A 16868-nucleotide genomic window follows, 5' to 3' on the forward strand; every position below is an offset into this window, starting at 1 on the left:
AGCCGTCCGGCCTCGTCCAGATCAGCGGCGGCCAGCCGCGTTCGGTGATGGTGTCCGGCCGACGCCGCCCCAGCGCGCACCTCACCCGCCCAACCCAGGAATGAGCACACGATGATCGTTGTCATGGGAGCGACCGGAGCCACCGGAAACGCCCTGCTCCACAGCCTCCTCACCCGCGGCACACCTGTCCGCGCGCTGACCCGCACGCCGCACCGGCCGATCCCCGGCCTACCCGCGGGCGCACCCCCTGCCTGCGTCGAGGTCCACTACGCCGACGCCACCGACCCCCAGTCCCTGCGCGCCGCCTTGCAGGGCGCCGGCCAACTGTTCCTCGCCATGGCCAACAGCCCGGCGCAGGTCGAACTGGAAACCCGCGTCATCGACATCGCCGCGGACACCGGCATCGAACACATCGTCAAGATCTCCGCACCTGCTGCCGAGCCCGACTCCCCGGTCGCCGTCTCCCGCGGACACCACGCCATCGAGGAACACCTGCGCGCCAGTGGCCTGCCCCACACCATCCTGCGCCCCTACGCGTTCATGCAGAATCTCCTGCGCCTGGCCCCCACCGTCGCCCAGGGCATCATCTTCGGCACGACGGGCGACGCGCCCTGCAACTACATCGACTGCCGCGACATCGCCGACGTTGCCGCCGCCGCCCTCACCCGTCCCGACATCGCCGGCGGGACCTACACACTGACCGGGGCCGAAGCCGTCTCCTCCCCCGGCCTCGCCGCCCGCCTGAGCGCACTGACCGGCCGACAGATTCGCTACCGCCACCTCACGCCGGACGACCTGCGCGACCACCTCATCCGCAACGCCGGAATGCCAGCCTGGCTCGCCGAGCATGTGGTGGAGATCCAACAACTCACCCTGACGCGGCCCGAAACCCCTACCACCACCGTCCGCGACCTGCTCGGCCGCCCGCCCCGCACCCTCACTGCCTTCCTGCACGACCAGCACGCCACGTTCGCCGCGGGGATGGCGCCGCACGCCGGGCGAGACGCGGGATAGACCGTCCCGCACCGGGCCGCCGGCCGGGCGTCGGTCGAGCCGGAGGGAGCAGGGGGCGAACCCGCGGCGGGGATCCAGGTCCGCACGAGGGTCCGGCCAGGCCCCGACCCAGGCACCCTCCCGCGCGGGCGGGACGGGCGAGGCAGGCCAGGCCCTGCTCCCTGCGCCGGCCCTCGACCCGGCGACGACCGTGGCCCGGATGCGCCGCTCCCCCAGCCCTGGGCCAGCAGCCGCAAGAGGTGCTTCTCGAGCGGCTGTCGGCCTCTTGCAGGCGCCACCCATCACTGCCGCACCGGGAGCGCGCGTCCCAGGCGGGCCAGTGGGGACAGGGCCATCACGACGGGAGACAGCAGCATGCCGGCGGCCGTCACCAGCAGACTGGTGCGCAACCCCCACTGCTGTGCGAGGAAGCCGCCGAGCAGGGAGCCGAGCGGGGTCAGCCCCATGCCGACGAACGTGATGGTCGCGGCCGCGCGGCCCTGCATCCCGTCCGGGGTGGCCGCCTGTCGCACCGCCATGACCGTGACATTCACCAACTGGCCGCCAGCCCCGAACACAAAGCTGACCACCAGCAGCGCGGGCAGCGTCACCGCAATGGAGTCGTGGTGCAGGGCCGGCACACCCAAGAACGCGCCGTCGCCGAGTACCGCCGCACACACCAGCACCCGACCATGGCCGAACCGGCCCGGCAGGCGGGCTGCGAGCAGCGCGCCCAGCAACGCGCCGGGCCCGGTCGCCGCGAGCACCAGGCCGACGGCGGCGCCCGGAAGATGCAACTCGCGTGGCAGGAACAGCAGGTAGACGGTCATCAAGGCCGCATAGGAGAACTGGAAGGCAGCAGAGGCCAGGCACACCGTCCGCAGCGCAGGGTCACCGACCACGAACCGGAGACCCTCCCGGACCTGCTGCCCTACCCGTGCAGGGCGCTCAGCGCGTTCTGCGACCGCTTCGGTGCGGCGGATCCGCCGGATCGACAGGAACGACAGAGCGAAGAACAGCGCGCTCGAGGCCGCAGCGATCGGCGCCGACAGCAAGGACACCAGCGCACCCCCGAGGGCGGGCCCGCCCATCTGGGCCGCGGACCGGGTGCCCTCGAGTGCGCTGTTACCCCGTACCAACTGCTCGCGCGGCACCAGCTCTACCAGGGACGCCTGGTAGGCCACGTCGAAGAACACGGACAGCACCCCGACCGCGAACGCGACCACGAACAGCGCGGGCAGGCCGAGCCAGCCCAGGAAGCCTGCCACGGCGGCGCCACTCAGGACTACGGCCCGGGCGCCGTCCGTCCACACCATCACCGTGCGGGTCCGCCACCGGTCCACCCACGCGCCGACGCACAGCGCGAGCAACAGGGTTGGCGCCTGCCCCACCGCGCGCAGAGCCCCCAACTGGCCGGCATCGGCGTGAAGCGTGAGGACAGCGAACAGCGGAAAAATCACCAGGCCGGCCTGCTCGCCGAGTTGGGAGGCCGTTTGACCTACCCAGAGCCTGCGGAAGTCCCCGTCCCGCCACAAGCTGAACGGAACCGGTTGACGAGCATCGGATGCAGCACAGGAGGCAGACGGCACAGGAGTCCCTTGGCTTGCCGACAACGAGGCCCAGCGCCCGGCGCACGACAGGTACGCCGACGGGTCGGGCAGGGGAAGGCTCGCGGTGCCGCACCCTCGAGGGCAGCACGCGATGACCGGCCGATCACGGCCTAGACGTCAACGCGCGCTCGGACGACCGGGCATCTCTTCGCTCCTCGGGGATCACTCGCTGCACCCGAACCCTAGCCCGCGGCCGCCGGATGCGACACGCGAATTTTGCCGATGCCCGGCAGCCGCCCCCGGCGACCGTCAGGCGTCGACGAGCTTGCTTCATCTCCCGCTCCTCCCCCACGAGACCTCGGAGGGAGGTCCGGGCGGCCGATCGGCCGACGAGTGGAGCGGGGCGGGCGCGCTGTCGGATGTGCGGAGGACGCCGAACCGGTGCTCGCACCGGGGCGTCGGCTCGTGCGGGGAGGGTGGCGCTCCGAGGGGGTATGGCTGGCTTTGCCGCAACCGGTCCCGGCGTGCCGCAGCCGACGGCAACCACCGTGGACGGGCTCTACCTGCCACCACGCAGCGCGGAGTTCAACGACATCGGCCGTCGACCGCGCCCGGACACGGCAGCGCCGGCTAGGTGACGATGAGCAAAACGATCCACATGACGGCGGCGAGAAGCGGCAGCGCGTAGGCGATCATCGGCATCGCACTGGGGCCGGAGATGCGGCTGGCTGCATAGGTTTCCGCGTAGTCCGGCAGGCGCTCGGCCGTGCGCCGTTGGATGGCCCGGTTGTAGCGGTGATAGCGGTGTCCCACGTAGGCCCAGATGACGGTGAGAGCGAGCCCGAAGTCGGCCAGGACCCGTGCTGCCGCATGTGTGGTGCCTGATGTGGCGGTAGTGCTGTACGCCACCGCCAGCAGAGACTGTGCGACGAGGAACAGGTTGCCGCGCTCGAAGACCATGGTGTCGGTGTGGAGGTGGTGCTCCCAGAGACGGGCATCTGCGTCTCGCCGCTGTTCGTTGTTCTCTGGCGTCGCCATGCAGCAAGCTTGCCCGCGACTACAGGGGAACAGTCGGCTCAGACGGGGCTCACAGCAGCACCCCGCGGTGCGAACCGTGCTGAGGGGGCGCTGCCGTCACAGAGTCGCGCGGTGGCGCCGCGGCGCCGTTGTGCTGCCGCGCGGGGCCACGTCGACTCCCCTGGCGGACCTGAGCGGCGGAGCGACCGCGCTGGACCGCACCTCGGCGCACGCAACCACGGCGTCCAGGGTCCGCTGCCGTCCGACGGCGACGATCGGAGAGACGCGGTTCGATCCGGCTGCCCTCGACGGCGTCCGCCGGTGCCCAAGCCGGTCGGGGGCCGTCGGCCGTCGGCCGCGGGAGTAGGCAGCCACAACGCCCAGGATGTCGGGGTCGCCGCCTTCTCATGGGCCTTGGTCGATCAGGTTGGTGACGTCGCGGCGGCCTCGCTCGCGCGGAGCGTCGCGGCGCAGCGTTCGAGCAGGGTGTCACCTCGCCGGATCAGACACGCGTAGAGATTCGCACCACGCGGCACCCTGCCGGGTCGAACAGGTGGGGCCCGGAGGTCAGGGCTTCGTCGACGGCGGTGGGGAGTCCCCCGGATCTGCCACCTGCACAGGTTCCAGCACGAAGACGGGGATCACCCGGTCGGTCTTCTCCTGGTACTCCGCGTACGGCGGGTACGCGGCCACCGCCCGCTCCCACCACGCGGCCCTCTCGCTCCCGGTGATCTCCCGGGCCGTCATGTCCTGGCGTACAGGACCGTCCTGGAGCATCACATGCGGCTCAGAGGTGACGTTGAAGTACCAGACCGGGTGACGCGGGAAGCCGCCCTTCGAGGCCACCGCGGCGTAGCTCCCCTCGTGCTCCACGCGCATCAGCGGAATCTTGCGCGTCCTGCCGCTCTTCGCGCCGCGCATCGTCATGATGACGACGGGCAGGCCCGTGTCCCAGAGCGTCGTGCCCTGTGTGCCGCCCGAGCTCTCATACAGCTCGACCTGTTCGCGCACCCACTGTGCCGGACTCGGCTCGTACTCGCCCTCAAGAGGCATCGCGGTCACCCTGTCGTCGCTCACGGACTATCGCGCGCAGTCCAGCACAAGCCCCCTGCGAAGGCCAGACCGCGCATTCCGCTCGGCCACCGGAAACGGACCGAACCCGGGCCGGGTCAGGGTGTTCCCGTGCTGCGGCCGCCAACCCCGGATCGGCGGGTCGGCGCCGCGGGCCCGTGCTCGGCGAGCATTCGGACCCGGAGATCACTCGGCAGAACGTCGTCGCATACAGCCACTGCGAACCCAAACGCTGGCGCCTTGTCTCCAAGGATCTGGTCCGCGGGACTGTCAACAGGTGGCAGACCCAGGCGGTGCCGCGAGAAGCCTGTAGTGGGAGGGCCGTCCCGTCAGGCGCGTGCCACGTCACAGACGTCTTGCGCCTGGGCGGCGGACAGTCGTCGCATCTCCCACAGCAGGGCTGCGGTCTCCGCCGCTTCTGGGGACAGAGGCAGTGGCGCCTCGGTCAGATGGACGCCCGTCAGTGCGGCCAGATCGCAAGAGTCGATCCCCAGCAGGGTTGCACAGTCCGTCACCAAGCGCGGCGTCAACTCCGACCGACCAGAGCCGATCACACCGTAGGTGGACGCCGACAGATACGTGGGCGTCAGTAGCCCGAGAGCATGCGCCATGCCCGACCAGTTCAAGTTGCGGTACTGGAGCATGCGGATGACGCAGGCTCCCGGGCCGCCGTCGAGAGGTGCGAGCAGTTTCGGGGCGAAGCCGGAACAGCGTTCCTGCTGCGGCAAGGAGCGGGTCAGCCGGAGAAGGTCGCGGCGAAGCGTGGCGGAAAGGCGCACCGCCTCCGCCACTGTGCTTCCTACCGCTTGTGCGGCCGTGGCGTCCAGCGGCGCCAGGTCCTCCGGGATCGCCAGCCGCGCGAGGATGAACAGATCGACCGCATGGAATCCCAGCGCCGGCCCGAGCAGTCGCAGGAGCTCCTCGCTGGGGCTGTCCCCGGCGAGCACGGCGCGGACCTCGCCTGGTGTCAGCCCAGCACGGTCGGCAAGTTCCGGTGCGCCGAACCCCCTACGGTCCAGCAGCGACGCCAGCAGCGCGTCGAACCCCGGATGCTCCGTCATGCCCGCAGACTACTGAGCTTCCGGGTTGAGTGTCGTCATGATCAGTCCGGCATTGGTGAGGCATCCCACGATGAAGTGGCTGCGGCTGGCCAGTCGGCGTCGTCCGGCGCGCTTGGCACCGGAATACGGGGTGTCATGACGCGGGGCCCGGCCGGCGTCCTGGCCCTCGGTGATCGCATGCAGTACGGCGATGGGCCAGTCCCGTATTCCGCGCCGGTGCCTCAGCGGGAGCGTCGCCGCGCCCCACGGCCTGCAGTCGTCGGGGCCGAGCCCTTGAACTGACGAAAGCGCAGCCCCTGGGGAGAGGCCTCCGATGCATACGGAATTGTGGCTTCCCAAGTGCTCTGCAGCAGCGCTGCGCTCGGCCGGGATGCCGCTGGCGAAGCCATCTGCCGCGTTCACCTGGAGCTCAGCTGAACGGCGTGTAATAGCTTCGCCAGATGGCCTGTTCAGCCGGTCGATGCGGACGAGGTACACCCATTTGATGCGGGGCGCGCGCGACCGTTGCTGCTTTCCCGTGGAATGCGCATGATAGGTAGCTACGCGACACCGTCAGCTGGCAGTGATGTGCGGGATGTTCCGCTGCCCGAGGGGCGTGGGGGGATTATTGATGCGGTTCTCTACGGGTGCTGTGCGTGACTACATTCCCAATGGGTGCGGGGGCCCGGATCTCCCCGCGACCATTCCCGAAGCCCGTGCCTTCGCTGCGGTGTTCGTGCACGCCGGTCACCAGCTGTTCAGCCACTGGGAGAACACGGACGTCTGGGGCTCCGACTTCCGTGAAGCGGGCGGCGGGGACCTCGAACCGCAAGGCGGCAGCGATCTCGTCGAGCTGTACTTCTTCGCCGGTCACGGGATCTGCCAGCGGTCGCCTCAGGCTACGGATCCCGACTTCCTGGTGGTGTGCAGTTCGTTCGGGCGGCCGAACGTGATCACCATCGGAAGCGAGGTGCGCTGGGGGAATTCCCGGAACGGGATCCAATACGCGGTGATCGACGCCAGCTGTCCGATGGACCTGATCTCGTTGGCGAACTCGTGGTTCCCCGTCTTCCGCGGCATGCACGTGGCGCTCGGGCATTCGGGCAACCTGTCGGCGGACACCTTGGACAGCGCCGACCGGGGCTTCGCCTTCGCGATCCGCGCCGCCGGGGGTTTTTGGCCCTTCCCTCATCAGAGCGTCGGCGACGCCTGGATGGATGCCGGCACGATCGACATCCAGCCGGGGTGCAGCGCGGTGGCGCTGGCGGCGGGCGAGTCACGCGAGGACGCCATCTGGCGGCGGGACCGCGAGACGATCGGGGTGCACAGCACCTTCAACTTCACCCCGGCCTGGTTCGCCTGGAAATGGCGCACCCAGTGACCGGCGCACCCGCGGAATACGGGGAGGGGGGACGATGACGTCACCAGGCAGTGGCTATGACGACAGTGACGACGACGTCGCAGCACTGCGCCAGTTGGGCGAATCGGTGTTGGGGCTGCGCTTCGACGGTGTCGAGCAAGCCGGCGGTCTGCAGAACATGCTCGGCCTCCGCTCCCGCAACATCCTGTTCAGCAGGCGGCTCGACTCCTTGACGTACTTCGTGCAGGACGACCGCTTCGGTGTCGGCCGCGAGCTGGGCGTCTTCGAAGGGTCCGACGAGGAACTGCTGCGCAGCTGCCGGGCGGTGCTCTCCGCCCTCGGCGTGCCGGAGTCGGAGATCGCGCACGAGGGCATCGTGTGCGAACAGACCCAGGTCGCACGCTTCGACGCGGAGTCCGGACGCGCGGAGCTCGAGGAGCCTGAACCCGGCAACCGGTACGCGCGGGTGGGCAGGTACGTGGAAGACCGTCCGGTATGGCAGTCCGGGTGCCTTCTGGGCCTGACGGCGGACCGGCAGATCGGCTACCTCCAGTTGCACTGGCCGGAATTGCCGGGCCTCGCCGTGGAGGAAATGCAGGCGCTGGCCCGCCGCGTCGACCTGGGCTGGCGGCCTCCGGACGTGGAGGGGGCGGAACCGGAGTCCATGGAGGCCGGGATCACCCACTCCGCCGCGGTGGGGTTCCTCCTGGACATCTATCCCGCCATCCGGGTCGTCTACGCGCCGACCACCGAGGGCATGGGCCGCAAGCCGGTGCGCTACCTGAACCGCTACAGCGAGGACCTGCCGGCTCCCCGCACCCACGCCTGGGACCTCGACCAGATCGCCCCGAGCGTCACCCGTCCGGACCCGGCGCCCCAGGCGCCGTAGCGCCACGCGCCGCAGCCGGGTCGCCGGGGGCAGCGCCCCGGCGACCCGTTCGCCCGCGACAGCCGGCGCGCCGTGCTCCAACGGACGCTTGTCCGCTGGACGGACGGAACCGGTGGCGCTTACGCCTTGCCGTAGCCGGTGCTGACGTCCTGCGGCGTTCCCGTCGGGCCGTTCTGGTGCCAGACCTTGACCGTCACCCGGTTGCCCTCGGGAATGTTCTCCCCGACGCCACCCTTCACACAGGTCCCGGCGCCCCCCGTCGCCTCCAGGTAGTCGGTCGCGGTGCTGCCATTGTCGTTGACATAAGTGATGGACATCTTGGCGCGCTCACCGTCGGCGTACTCGTCGCACACCTTCCAGTCGTCCCCGTCGGAAATGAAGGAAGCACTGGCGGCCTCATATGCACAGGCAACATGGGTGCACACATACGAAGAGACGTCAACGTCCGTTCCGGCGAGCGAGGGCGTCGCCGCCATGAGAACGACCGCGCTGGCGGCTATGCCGACGGTCGCTGCATTTCTGAAAAGTGATACACGATTTCCCACGATGCATCCCTATGGTTCCCGAGGACGGACAGAGCAAGATCATAAGGTCTGGTCGGGGCGAGGGGAAGATATCAAAAGTGCCCGTATTACGCGCAGAACCCGAGCTTTTGACCAGCTCGTCTTTATTTGAACCTCTTGAGATATAGGTATCCGCCGATCGTGGCGAGCGGGGTGCGGGCGAGGCGGTGCGTACGAGCCGTCCTGAACGCCCCCGGACGGAAGGCCCGGTTCGTGACGGCGCCGTGGTCGCCGGTGACGACCCCGGGCCCACCGCGGCATCGGCGTTCACGTGGCGAGGACCCCAGGGCGCCCCGATCGCCCCGACGGGGCGGCCTGCTGCACCTCCGTCAGGGGATGAAGTGGACCGCCAGGGTGGCGACCCCGATCGTGCGGTGCGTCGGCGGGGCGCAGCCCGTCGGCCGCGACGACCGGGGGCGGAGGCGGACGAGGTCGGCGCCGGCCCCGGGGCGGGTGTCCTCGTTCGCTTCGGCGGGGCGGCCCAATGGGCGCGGGAGCGTGCTCTCCTGAGCGGGCGGCACGTCGCCCAGCCTCATGCCGCAGGACCCATCAATTCCCTCTTGCCGCCTTGCCGGCGCGGGCGAATGCGGGAAGGTCGCGTGGGGACCTTGCCCCCGCACGCAGGTTTCCGTGATCCGATGGTTGTCTTCGGGCCTGCGGGCGGGCGGCGGGGTTGATTTCGCCCCGTTCGGAAGTGCTTTGTCCTCAGGGGGTGGGCGCTGATAGCCCCCTGGTGCGTGCGCGCCGCCTCCATCACGAGGAACCGGACAACGGCCCGGCCAGGTAACGGTTTGACCCCCGCCCCGCCAGCACATACGTTCCCCCCTCTCGGTCTGATCTACTGGGTCAGGCGCCATCGCGGTCCTTGGGGGGACAATGAACTTCTACCTCGACGTGCTCAAGCAGTACACGAACTTCGCCGGGCGGGCGCGCCGCCAGGAATACTGGATGTTCGCCCTGTTCCACTTCATCATCATCGTCGTGCTGGTTGTGCTGGACCGGATTATCGGCAGCTACCCGCTGCTCTACGCTCTGTACACTCTCGCCACCTTCCTGCCGACCCTGGCAGTGACCGTGCGCCGCCTGCACGACACGGGCAAGTCGGGCTGGATGGCGCTCCTCGGGCTGATCCCGTGCGTCGGTGGCATCATCCTCATCGTGTTCGCGGCCACCGAAGGCACGCCGGGTGACAACCAGTACGGCCCGAACCCGAAGGCCGGCCCCGGCTACACGGGCGGCCCCCCGTACACCCCCGCCCCCGGCCAGTACTGAGCACAGCTTCCCCACTGCGGCCCCCGGTGTTCGCCCGGGGGCCGCAGTGCGTTGTCCGCCGGGATCCGGCCGCCCCCTGCGCCATCGCGTGACTACCTCGGCAGAGCGCCGGGTGGCCGACCACGCACCCTGGACCGGGCAGCGCCTGCAGGGAGACAATCCCCTCCGTGGCTGCGGCCTTCCCTGATCGCACGCGCAGGCAGCCGGGTTCCACGACGGTAGTCCCATGGGTCCCCGCGGCAGTCCGGCGGGCTCGACGGCATACGAGGCGGCCCGCGCATGCTGCACCTGGATCCGGTAGAGCTGGAAGGCGCGTACCCGGCGCCGCCTCTGGTCGAGGCCCGCGGGTGTCTGTCCGATCGGGTCAGGACGCTGCTGGTCGCGGGGGCGGCCCTGGTCGTCGCCGGCGCGGGAAGCATCGTGCTGCTGCAGGCAGGCCACTCGGCGCGGGAGACGGCCAATCCGTGCGCCAGCCCACCCCCGAACACCGTCTGTGTCTTCGTAACGACCGGCGGCCCCTGACCGTTGTCCGGGCTGACGAACTTCCGCGAGCGTCATCGTGATCAGGGTGTCGATCGTCCGTGTCGCCCCCTGGGCTCCCCGACGCCAACGCCACTGCGTGGACTGGACTGCGGGCTTCCCTGGCAAGACGCCAGCGTCGGCGCCTGGTCGCTACGCAGTTCCCGCAGTGGGCCGAGCTGCCGCTCCAACGGCTCGACCCGGCCGGTTCGGACCATGTGATCTACCGGCTGGGCGAGCACCTGTCCGTGCGGCTGCCCCGTCATGCGGGCGCCATCGGGCAGGCTGCGAAGGAAGCCGAGTGGCTCCCCCGGCTCGCCCCGCACCTGCCCTTGGCCGTTCCCGTTCACGCGGACCTCACCGGTCGGCCGCTGATCGACCGGGACCGTACGACGCGGGCGGCCATCGCGGAGGTCGGCGGTGCGTTCGACGCCGTGGCCATGACCGAGCTGTGGGATGCGGCGCTGAGCGCCCCCGGATGGGATGGCCCGCAAGCCCCGTCCCGATCCCGCACGGCTGCCGGAGCCGGCACGGGCCCTCCCCTGAAGCCGCACAGTCGCCCCGGCGCGTCCGTTCCCTTGTCGGCCGGCTCGTCGATGTCGCGCCGGCCGCGGTCGGGGCTGCCTCCTCACCGGCCCGGCCAGCTTGCGGCACGATCTGGGGGATTCGTCCTGCGGCCTCCGGTCGGCGGGCGACGCGGCCCCGCGGCGGCGACGCGCGGCGGTCGTTGGGAGCGATGAGTTCGGGGGCGGATCGCAGTCTCAGCACGGTAACCAACCGAGGGAGTGAAGCGATGGGCAAGCTGCATGAGGTGGCCGACGGCGTCTGGGTCCGGCAGAGCGAGTGGGTCTGGAGCAATTCCATCGTGGTGCGCGGGGAGGAGGGGCTGGTCCTCATCGACCCCGGGATCCATGGCGCGGAGTTGAACGATCTCGCCGACGACGTGGAGCGGCTCGGCCTTCCGGTGGTCGCCGGGTTCTGCACCCATCCGCACTGGGATCACCTGCTCTGGCATCCCCGGTTCGGTGACGTACCGCGCTATGCGACCCCTGCCGCCGCCCGCGTTGCCGGTGAGGCACGGGAGCGGGCGCAGACGATGGCGGCGCAGAGCGCGTCGGGTATCCCCGTCGACCTCGTCGCGCTGCTCACCGATCTGCCCGCGGGCGGCGGCCCGGTGCCGGGTGAGCTCATCGAGCATCAGGCCCACGCGGTCGGCCACGCGGCGGTGCTGCTCGCGGACCGTGGGGTGCTGCTCGCCGGTGACATGCTCTCCGATGTCCTGATCCCGCTCTTCGACGTCCGCCAGGACGATCAGGTGGGAGCCTACGCGGCCGCGCTCGACCGGCTGGGGGAGGCGGTCCGGGACGTGGGCGTCGTGGTCCCCGGCCACGGCGCCGTCGCCGAGGGCCCCCAGGTGGCGGCCCGCCTTGCCGCTGATCGTGCCTACCTCGACGCGCTCCGGCACGGAGTGGAACCGGTCGACGCGCGTCTGGGGTCGCATGCGGAGTGGCTCTTCGGTCCCCACCGCTCGAACCAGGAGCAGGCCCGACGGCGCTAGGGTCCGGAAGCCCTGACGAGGCGCCCGAATCGGCGGTTCGGGGTGGTAAACGTCCTTCGGAGTGGTGTTCCTCACCCTGAAGAGCCGCAATGTCACGGAGAGTGCCGGAGTGGGGCGCTCCAGACACGCATAGTTACCTTCGTCACATCCGTAACGGGAACACCACGGACGCTGAGCAAGTCTCATACGTAGAGCCGTAGTTGGGCATACGTGCCGGACACCACTCGGCCCGACGTGACAGAGGAGCAACTATGCGAGCGTTCGCGCTGATTCATGCCCGGCCGGCCACCCCGGACACCTTCCCCGTCCTGTACAGCTACAACAGCGCGCAGCAACTGAACGTGCTGCCCGATGGACGACCCGTCATCAGTGACCCGGTGATGCTGCTCGCCACCGGTTCCACCGCCTCGACCGCCGGTTCCAAGACGCACTTCGACGACTGAGCCCTCACAGAACATGACCGTCCTGATTCTCACCGTCCCGGAGGACGTGACAGCGGACCTGGTGGTGGCAGCCCTGCACGAGCGAGCCGTGCCGGTGGTGCGGCTGGACCCGGCCGACCTGCCCGGCGAGGTCTCCCTGTCCGTCGAGTACGTGCGCGGCGACGTGCACGGCTTCCTGTCCGTACAGGGGCGTGTCGTCAGCATGAGCCGCCTGCGCTCGGTGTGGATCCGGCGCCCCGGCACCCCGGGCACCGCGGCCGCGCGCCACGCCGAGCAGCCGGAGTGGCTGACCACCGAGGCGGAGCGCGCCCTGTACGGGGCGTTGCGCTGCGTGTCGGCGCCGTGGATGAACCATCCGGCCGCCGCCGAGCAGGCCCGCTACAAGCCCTGGCAGCTGTTCGCCGCGCACCGCGCGGGCTTCGCGGTGCCCGCCACCTTGATCACGACCTTTCCGCAGGCGGCCCGCCGGTTCGCCGAACAGCACCCGGACCTGGTGGTCAAGTCCGTCTCCGGCACCCATCCGGGAAACCCGCCCCTGGTGCTGCCGACCACCCTGGTCCCGCCGGACCCCGACTTCTCGGCGGTCTCGGCAGGACCCACCCTGCTGCAGGAGTACATCCGCAAGACCGCCGACATCCGGCTGACCTGCGTGGGAAGCCGGCAGTTCGCCGCCGCCAAGAAGGCGGAACCGGACCAGGTGGACGGCCGCTTCGGCAGCCCCGAAGCGGCGCAGTGGCACCCGGTCGAACCGCCCGCGCGGATCGCGCAGGCGGTCCGGGACTACATGGACACGGCCGGACTCGCCTACGGCGCCTTCGACTTCGCGGAGGACGGTGACGGCACCTGGTGGTTCCTGGAGTGCAACCAGTCGGGGCAGTTCGGCTTCATCGAGCTGGCGACCGGTCAGCCCATCACGGCGGCGATCGCCGACTGGCTGGCCCGCGACGGGACCTGACGACGCCGCGAACATCGGCGCGAACGCCTCGCCCTGCACGCTACTGCAGCACGCCGCGAGGCACAGCGCGCTCAACCAGCCGGTCGCGGCGGAGGGAGCAGCCAGCCGCGTTCGGCGGCGCGCAGACCGGCCTCGAAGCGGCTGCGGGCGCCGAGGCGGTCCATGAGGCCGGCCATGCACCGGCGGACGGTGCTCAGCGACACGCCGAGGCGGGTGGCGGCGGCCTCGTCGGTCAGGCCGCCGGCGAGCAGGGTGAGGAGCTCGCGCTCCTGGGCGCTCAGCCCGGTGGTGCGGTCGCGCGGTCGACTGGCTCCCAGGGGCAGGGCGGTGGACCACGCCTGCTCGAAGAGCGCGGTCAGGGCGCTCAGCGCGCCGGCGGCATGCAGGACGACCGCGCCGCGGCGGGTCTCGGCGGGGTCCAGGGGCACCAGGGCGCTGGTCCCGTCGATGACGATCATGCGCAGCGGCAGTGTGGGCAGGGACCGGACCGCGCCGCCGGCCGCGGTGAGCCAGCGCGCGTAGTCCAGCGTCGGGGGGCTGTTGCGCAGGCTGTCCAGGCAGACCGTGCGGATGCTCACGTCGCGGGCGAGGATCCTGGCGTCGTTGTGCCGGGCCGCCGCGAGGGCAGCGGGGGACTGTGCCCCACCGGGCATGAAGGTGCACACCGACGACGCCGCCCGGTCCGCGACGCGCTCCAGCCACGCGTGGACCGCGTCGATCCCGACGAGACGTTCGCTGTCGGGACGGGGCTGCCCGGAAGCCGCCTGCGTGCACTCCGCGATCATCCGGGAGACCGCCGCCTGGCTCTGCGCGAGTTCCACCTGCCGCCGCTCGAGATCGTCCTGTCGCTGCCGCAGCAGGTGCGACAGGCCCTGCTCAGGGCTGACCGCCCGCCAGGCCCCGGGCCGGCTCACGGACTGCCGCAGCAGTTCGAGCGCCGCCAGTTGGTCCAACGCGTCGCGCACCTGACCGTCGTCGAGCCCGAGATGCGCGGCGATGCGCCGCACCCCCCAGCCCTCCGGACGGGCGGCCATCAACCGGTAGACGGCCTCGGTGTCGCTGTCGAGCCCTAATGCAGCCAGCACTCTTCCGCCCCCCTGCGCCTTGCCGCCGTGCTCAGCTCATGCCTGGCACGGTACGGGGCCGGACCGGCGGGAGTCTTGGAGAAAAGCGACCCTGGCCGGTTCGGCAGCCGCCGGGCATCGGGGGCACGGGGATCGAGTGCGGTACCGGGCCCCCGTCACGGGCACCCCGGTACCGCATGAGAGCAAGCGCTCCAGAGCGGTTGCTCTCACCTCGCGTCCCTTCCCGCGCCGGGCTCCGGCGGCAAGACTCGCACCGCGGCAGGCGATCGCGCCCTGCCCCCCACCGCACGCCGCACGTTCCCGCTACGCCGCCGTACCCGGCGGCGGCCATGCACCACCGCGCTGAGGAGACGAGGTACCCCGTCATGTCGCTGTTCCCTTATGGCCTGATCTGGGACTGACCGGATCCGTGTATCTGGCCATGGTTGCGATCACGCTGTGCGCGGCGCCCAACGCCCGGCGCCCGGACGTCGAGCGGCACCAGCTCCTGGACGCCCTGTGGGCCACCGCGGAGCGCGGTGACCGTCTGGAGCATGTCTTCGCCCAGGTCGGGTCAGGCCGGATCGACGTCGTCGTGTTCGTCATGGCCGACAACCCCCACCAAGCCGCGCGGGCGGCGGAACGCATCCACCGCCGGGCGCTCCTGCGCTCTCCGGTGCTGTCCGGCTGGCACATCACGGCCGTCCGTGGCCCGGACGCCCGCTAGCCCGCGCTCCGGCCCCGAGCTGAGGGGCGCCCCGCCCGTCCCGCGCACCAGGCCGCCCCGGCCGCAGAGATCCGCCCCGACCCCAAGGAGTTCCCTCATGGTGTTCCCGCGCACTCGCACGGCCCGGCACGACGCCGCCCCGCCGCAGCCCGGCTCACCGGCAGCGCGCCCACACCGCCGAGCGGTGACCGCCGGCGTCCGCGGCAAACGGAGCATCGCCATCGGCACCACGCTGCTGGCGGTGATCGGCTCCCTGTCCCTGGCGCCCCAGCTCACCGCCGCGGCCGTCGCGGCCCCACCGAACTACACCGGCGACCCGACCCAGTACTGGAACGGCGCCCTGCAGGAGATGTTCCGCCGCGCGACCGGCACCGCCGGATCACCCGGGGCGCTGGCCCGGTCCGCCGCGATGATGAACGCGGCCGTCTTCGACGCGGAGAGCTCGTACCAGGCCACCTTCGGTACCGCCAAGTACAAGGCGTACCTGGCGGCCCCGAAGTACTGGAACCTGGGCCAGGGGGCGGACGAGGAGGAACGGGTGATCGGCCGCACGGCCTACAACATCCTCCACGACCTCTACCCCGCCCAGACCGCGTACTTGGACGGGAAGTTCCAGGAGCGGTTCGGGACCAAGCCCACCGACTACGACGTCATCGACACCCAGATCGTCGGCACCATCGTCACCAACATGCGCCAGGCCCGCTCGGCCGACGGGGCCGACAATCCGGCCCTGTACGTACCGGACAACGTGCCCGGCGCCTGGCGGCCCACCGACCCCGCCGGGACCTCGGAGAGCAAGTGCGCCACCGGCGCCGACGCGGTCACCCCGGAGTGGGGCAAGGTCAAACCATTCGCCCTGACCTCCGGCGCCCAGTTCCGGCCGACCACGCCCGGCACCTACAGCAGCTATGCGTCGTTGCTGGCCAGCCCCGCCTACGCGGCCCAGGTCGACCAGGTGCGCCGGCTGGGTGCTGCGAACTCCACCGAGCGCACCACGGATCAGACCGCGGCCGCCTGGTTCTGGGCCAATGACCTCAACGGCACCTACAAGCCTCCGGGGCAGCTGCTGAGCGCCACCGCGAGCATTGCCGCGCAGCGCAACCTGAGCAAGTACGAGAGCACCCGGCTGTTCGCGCTGGTGTCGCTGGCCATGGCTGATGCCGCGATCGGCGAGTGGGATGTGAAGTACCAGACCCCCATCGACCTGTGGCGCCCCGAATCGGCGATCCGTGACGGCGGCCTCGACGCCACCTGGCAGCCGCTGTCCGCGGACCGGGCCGGGCACCACTTCAGCCCGTGCTTCCCGGCCTGGGCCTCCGGCCACTCCGCCTTCGCCGGCGCCTGGGCCGGGATCCTGCAGAAGTTCTTCGGCACCGACACCCTGACCTTCACCGTCACCACCGAGGACCCGCACTCCCCGGTGACGTCGCGCACCTTCACCAGCTTCAGCCAGGCCGCCCAGGAGGACGCCAACAGCCGTCTCTGGCTGGGCGTGCACTACGCCTGGGACGCCTCGGACGGCCTCAAGCTCGGCCGCGACATCGCCACCTACGTCTACGCCAACAAGCTGACCGCCAACTGAGCCCCTCGGACCGGTCCGCATGAACGTCCGACCGCCGCGCAACGCCCGCCCGGCCGGATACCGCTTCCGCACCTGCACGTGACCCTGCCGCCCACCGAGGGGTGCAGTGCTCCCGCTTGCCGAGAGCACTACACCCCTCGTGCTGCCGGCCGGGACCCGCCACCTGCCGCGGTGGAGCGTCGCAGCCCCTGCCGGGCTGCACGGTAGCGGCCGGTGTCCGGCATACTCGCCTCGTGCAGCGCAGCCGCCGTACCGTGCCCGCCAC

Annotated in this window: 16 protein-coding genes and 1 pseudogene; 11 read left to right on the forward strand and 6 right to left on the reverse strand. The window is 70.9% G+C overall.

Annotation, left to right across the window (positions count from 1 at the left end):
- Positions 1-123 precede the first annotated feature (123 nt).
- Positions 124-1014: an SDR family oxidoreductase gene (locus ABZ721_RS37035; RefSeq protein ID WP_358793203.1), complete on the forward strand. Its 891-nt coding sequence runs from the start codon at positions 124-126 to the stop codon at positions 1012-1014.
- A gap of 281 nt (positions 1015-1295) precedes the next feature.
- Here ABZ721_RS37035 and ABZ721_RS37040 read toward each other — a convergent pair whose 3' ends face one another.
- The 4 genes from ABZ721_RS37040 to ABZ721_RS37055 form a co-directional block, all read right to left on the reverse strand.
- A complete protein-coding gene (locus tag ABZ721_RS37040) occupies positions 1296-2582 on the reverse strand; it encodes an MFS transporter (RefSeq protein ID WP_358793204.1) in 1287 nt (428 codons plus the stop codon).
- Between the two features lie 591 nt (positions 2583-3173).
- On the reverse strand, positions 3174-3581 hold the full coding sequence (locus ABZ721_RS37045; RefSeq protein ID WP_358793205.1) for a hypothetical protein: 408 nt from the start codon (positions 3579-3581) through the stop codon (positions 3174-3176).
- Between the two features lie 546 nt (positions 3582-4127).
- Complete coding sequence (locus ABZ721_RS37050) at positions 4128-4613, reverse strand: nitroreductase family deazaflavin-dependent oxidoreductase (RefSeq protein WP_358793230.1); 486 nt, start codon at positions 4611-4613, stop codon at positions 4128-4130.
- A gap of 347 nt (positions 4614-4960) precedes the next feature.
- Positions 4961-5692 carry a hypothetical protein gene (locus tag ABZ721_RS37055; RefSeq protein WP_358793206.1) on the reverse strand — a complete coding sequence of 244 codons (732 nt, stop codon included), beginning with the start codon at positions 5690-5692 and terminating at the stop codon, positions 4961-4963.
- A 610-nt stretch (positions 5693-6302) separates the two neighbouring features.
- On the opposite strand from ABZ721_RS37055, the gene ABZ721_RS37060 reads away from it, so the two are divergent.
- Both ABZ721_RS37060 and ABZ721_RS37065 read left to right on the forward strand, forming a co-directional pair.
- Positions 6303-7052, forward strand: coding sequence for a DUF6345 domain-containing protein (locus ABZ721_RS37060; protein ID WP_358793207.1), 750 nt, complete (start codon positions 6303-6305; stop codon positions 7050-7052).
- Positions 7053-7086: 34 nt separating this feature from the next.
- Positions 7087-7920: a hypothetical protein gene (locus tag ABZ721_RS37065; RefSeq protein ID WP_358793208.1), complete on the forward strand. Its 834-nt coding sequence runs from the start codon at positions 7087-7089 to the stop codon at positions 7918-7920.
- A gap of 119 nt (positions 7921-8039) precedes the next feature.
- Here ABZ721_RS37065 and ABZ721_RS37070 read toward each other — a convergent pair whose 3' ends face one another.
- Entirely contained in the window at positions 8040-8465 is a 426-nt protein-coding gene (locus ABZ721_RS37070) for a hypothetical protein (RefSeq protein ID WP_358793209.1), read from the reverse strand.
- Positions 8466-9359: 894 nt separating this feature from the next.
- Between ABZ721_RS37070 and ABZ721_RS37075 the strand changes: the two genes are divergently transcribed.
- The 6 genes and pseudogenes from ABZ721_RS37075 (at position 9360) to tgmB (ending at position 13230) form a co-directional block, all read left to right on the forward strand.
- A complete protein-coding gene (locus tag ABZ721_RS37075) occupies positions 9360-9755 on the forward strand; it encodes a DUF805 domain-containing protein (protein ID WP_358793210.1) in 396 nt (131 codons plus the stop codon).
- Positions 9756-10034: 279 nt separating this feature from the next.
- Positions 10035-10277 (forward strand): hypothetical protein, encoded by a 243-nt coding sequence (locus ABZ721_RS37080; protein ID WP_358793211.1) that lies wholly within the window; start codon positions 10035-10037, stop codon positions 10275-10277.
- A gap of 107 nt (positions 10278-10384) precedes the next feature.
- A pseudogene (locus ABZ721_RS37085) lies at positions 10385-10765 on the forward strand (phosphotransferase); the annotation flags it as partial.
- Positions 10766-11067: 302 nt separating this feature from the next.
- Positions 11068-11832, forward strand: a complete 765-nt coding sequence (locus ABZ721_RS37090) for an MBL fold metallo-hydrolase (RefSeq protein ID WP_358793212.1) — start codon at positions 11068-11070, stop codon at positions 11830-11832.
- Positions 11833-12083: 251 nt separating this feature from the next.
- Positions 12084-12275 carry a hypothetical protein gene (locus ABZ721_RS37095; protein ID WP_358793213.1) on the forward strand — a complete coding sequence of 64 codons (192 nt, stop codon included), beginning with the start codon at positions 12084-12086 and terminating at the stop codon, positions 12273-12275.
- Positions 12276-12288: 13 nt separating this feature from the next.
- Positions 12289-13230 carry an ATP-grasp ribosomal peptide maturase gene (tgmB, locus tag ABZ721_RS37100; protein WP_358793214.1) on the forward strand — a complete coding sequence of 314 codons (942 nt, stop codon included), beginning with the start codon at positions 12289-12291 and terminating at the stop codon, positions 13228-13230.
- Between the two features lie 71 nt (positions 13231-13301).
- Here the strand turns inward: tgmB and ABZ721_RS37105 are convergent, their stop codons facing one another.
- Positions 13302-14315, reverse strand: a complete 1014-nt coding sequence (locus ABZ721_RS37105; RefSeq protein WP_358793215.1) for a LuxR C-terminal-related transcriptional regulator — start codon at positions 14313-14315, stop codon at positions 13302-13304.
- Between the two features lie 421 nt (positions 14316-14736).
- On the opposite strand from ABZ721_RS37105, the gene ABZ721_RS37110 reads away from it, so the two are divergent.
- A complete protein-coding gene (locus ABZ721_RS37110; RefSeq protein ID WP_358793216.1) occupies positions 14737-15021 on the forward strand; it encodes a hypothetical protein in 285 nt (94 codons plus the stop codon).
- Between the two features lie 184 nt (positions 15022-15205).
- The gene (locus ABZ721_RS37115) at positions 15206-16603 is read left to right on the forward strand and encodes a vanadium-dependent haloperoxidase (RefSeq protein ID WP_358793217.1); all 1398 of its coding nucleotides are present in this window, start codon (positions 15206-15208) and stop codon (positions 16601-16603) included.
- Positions 16604-16868: the final 265 nt, after the last annotated feature.

It is taken from the genome of Streptomyces sp. NPDC006733 (assembly GCF_040636125.1).
Classification (GTDB): domain Bacteria; phylum Actinomycetota; class Actinomycetes; order Streptomycetales; family Streptomycetaceae; genus Actinacidiphila.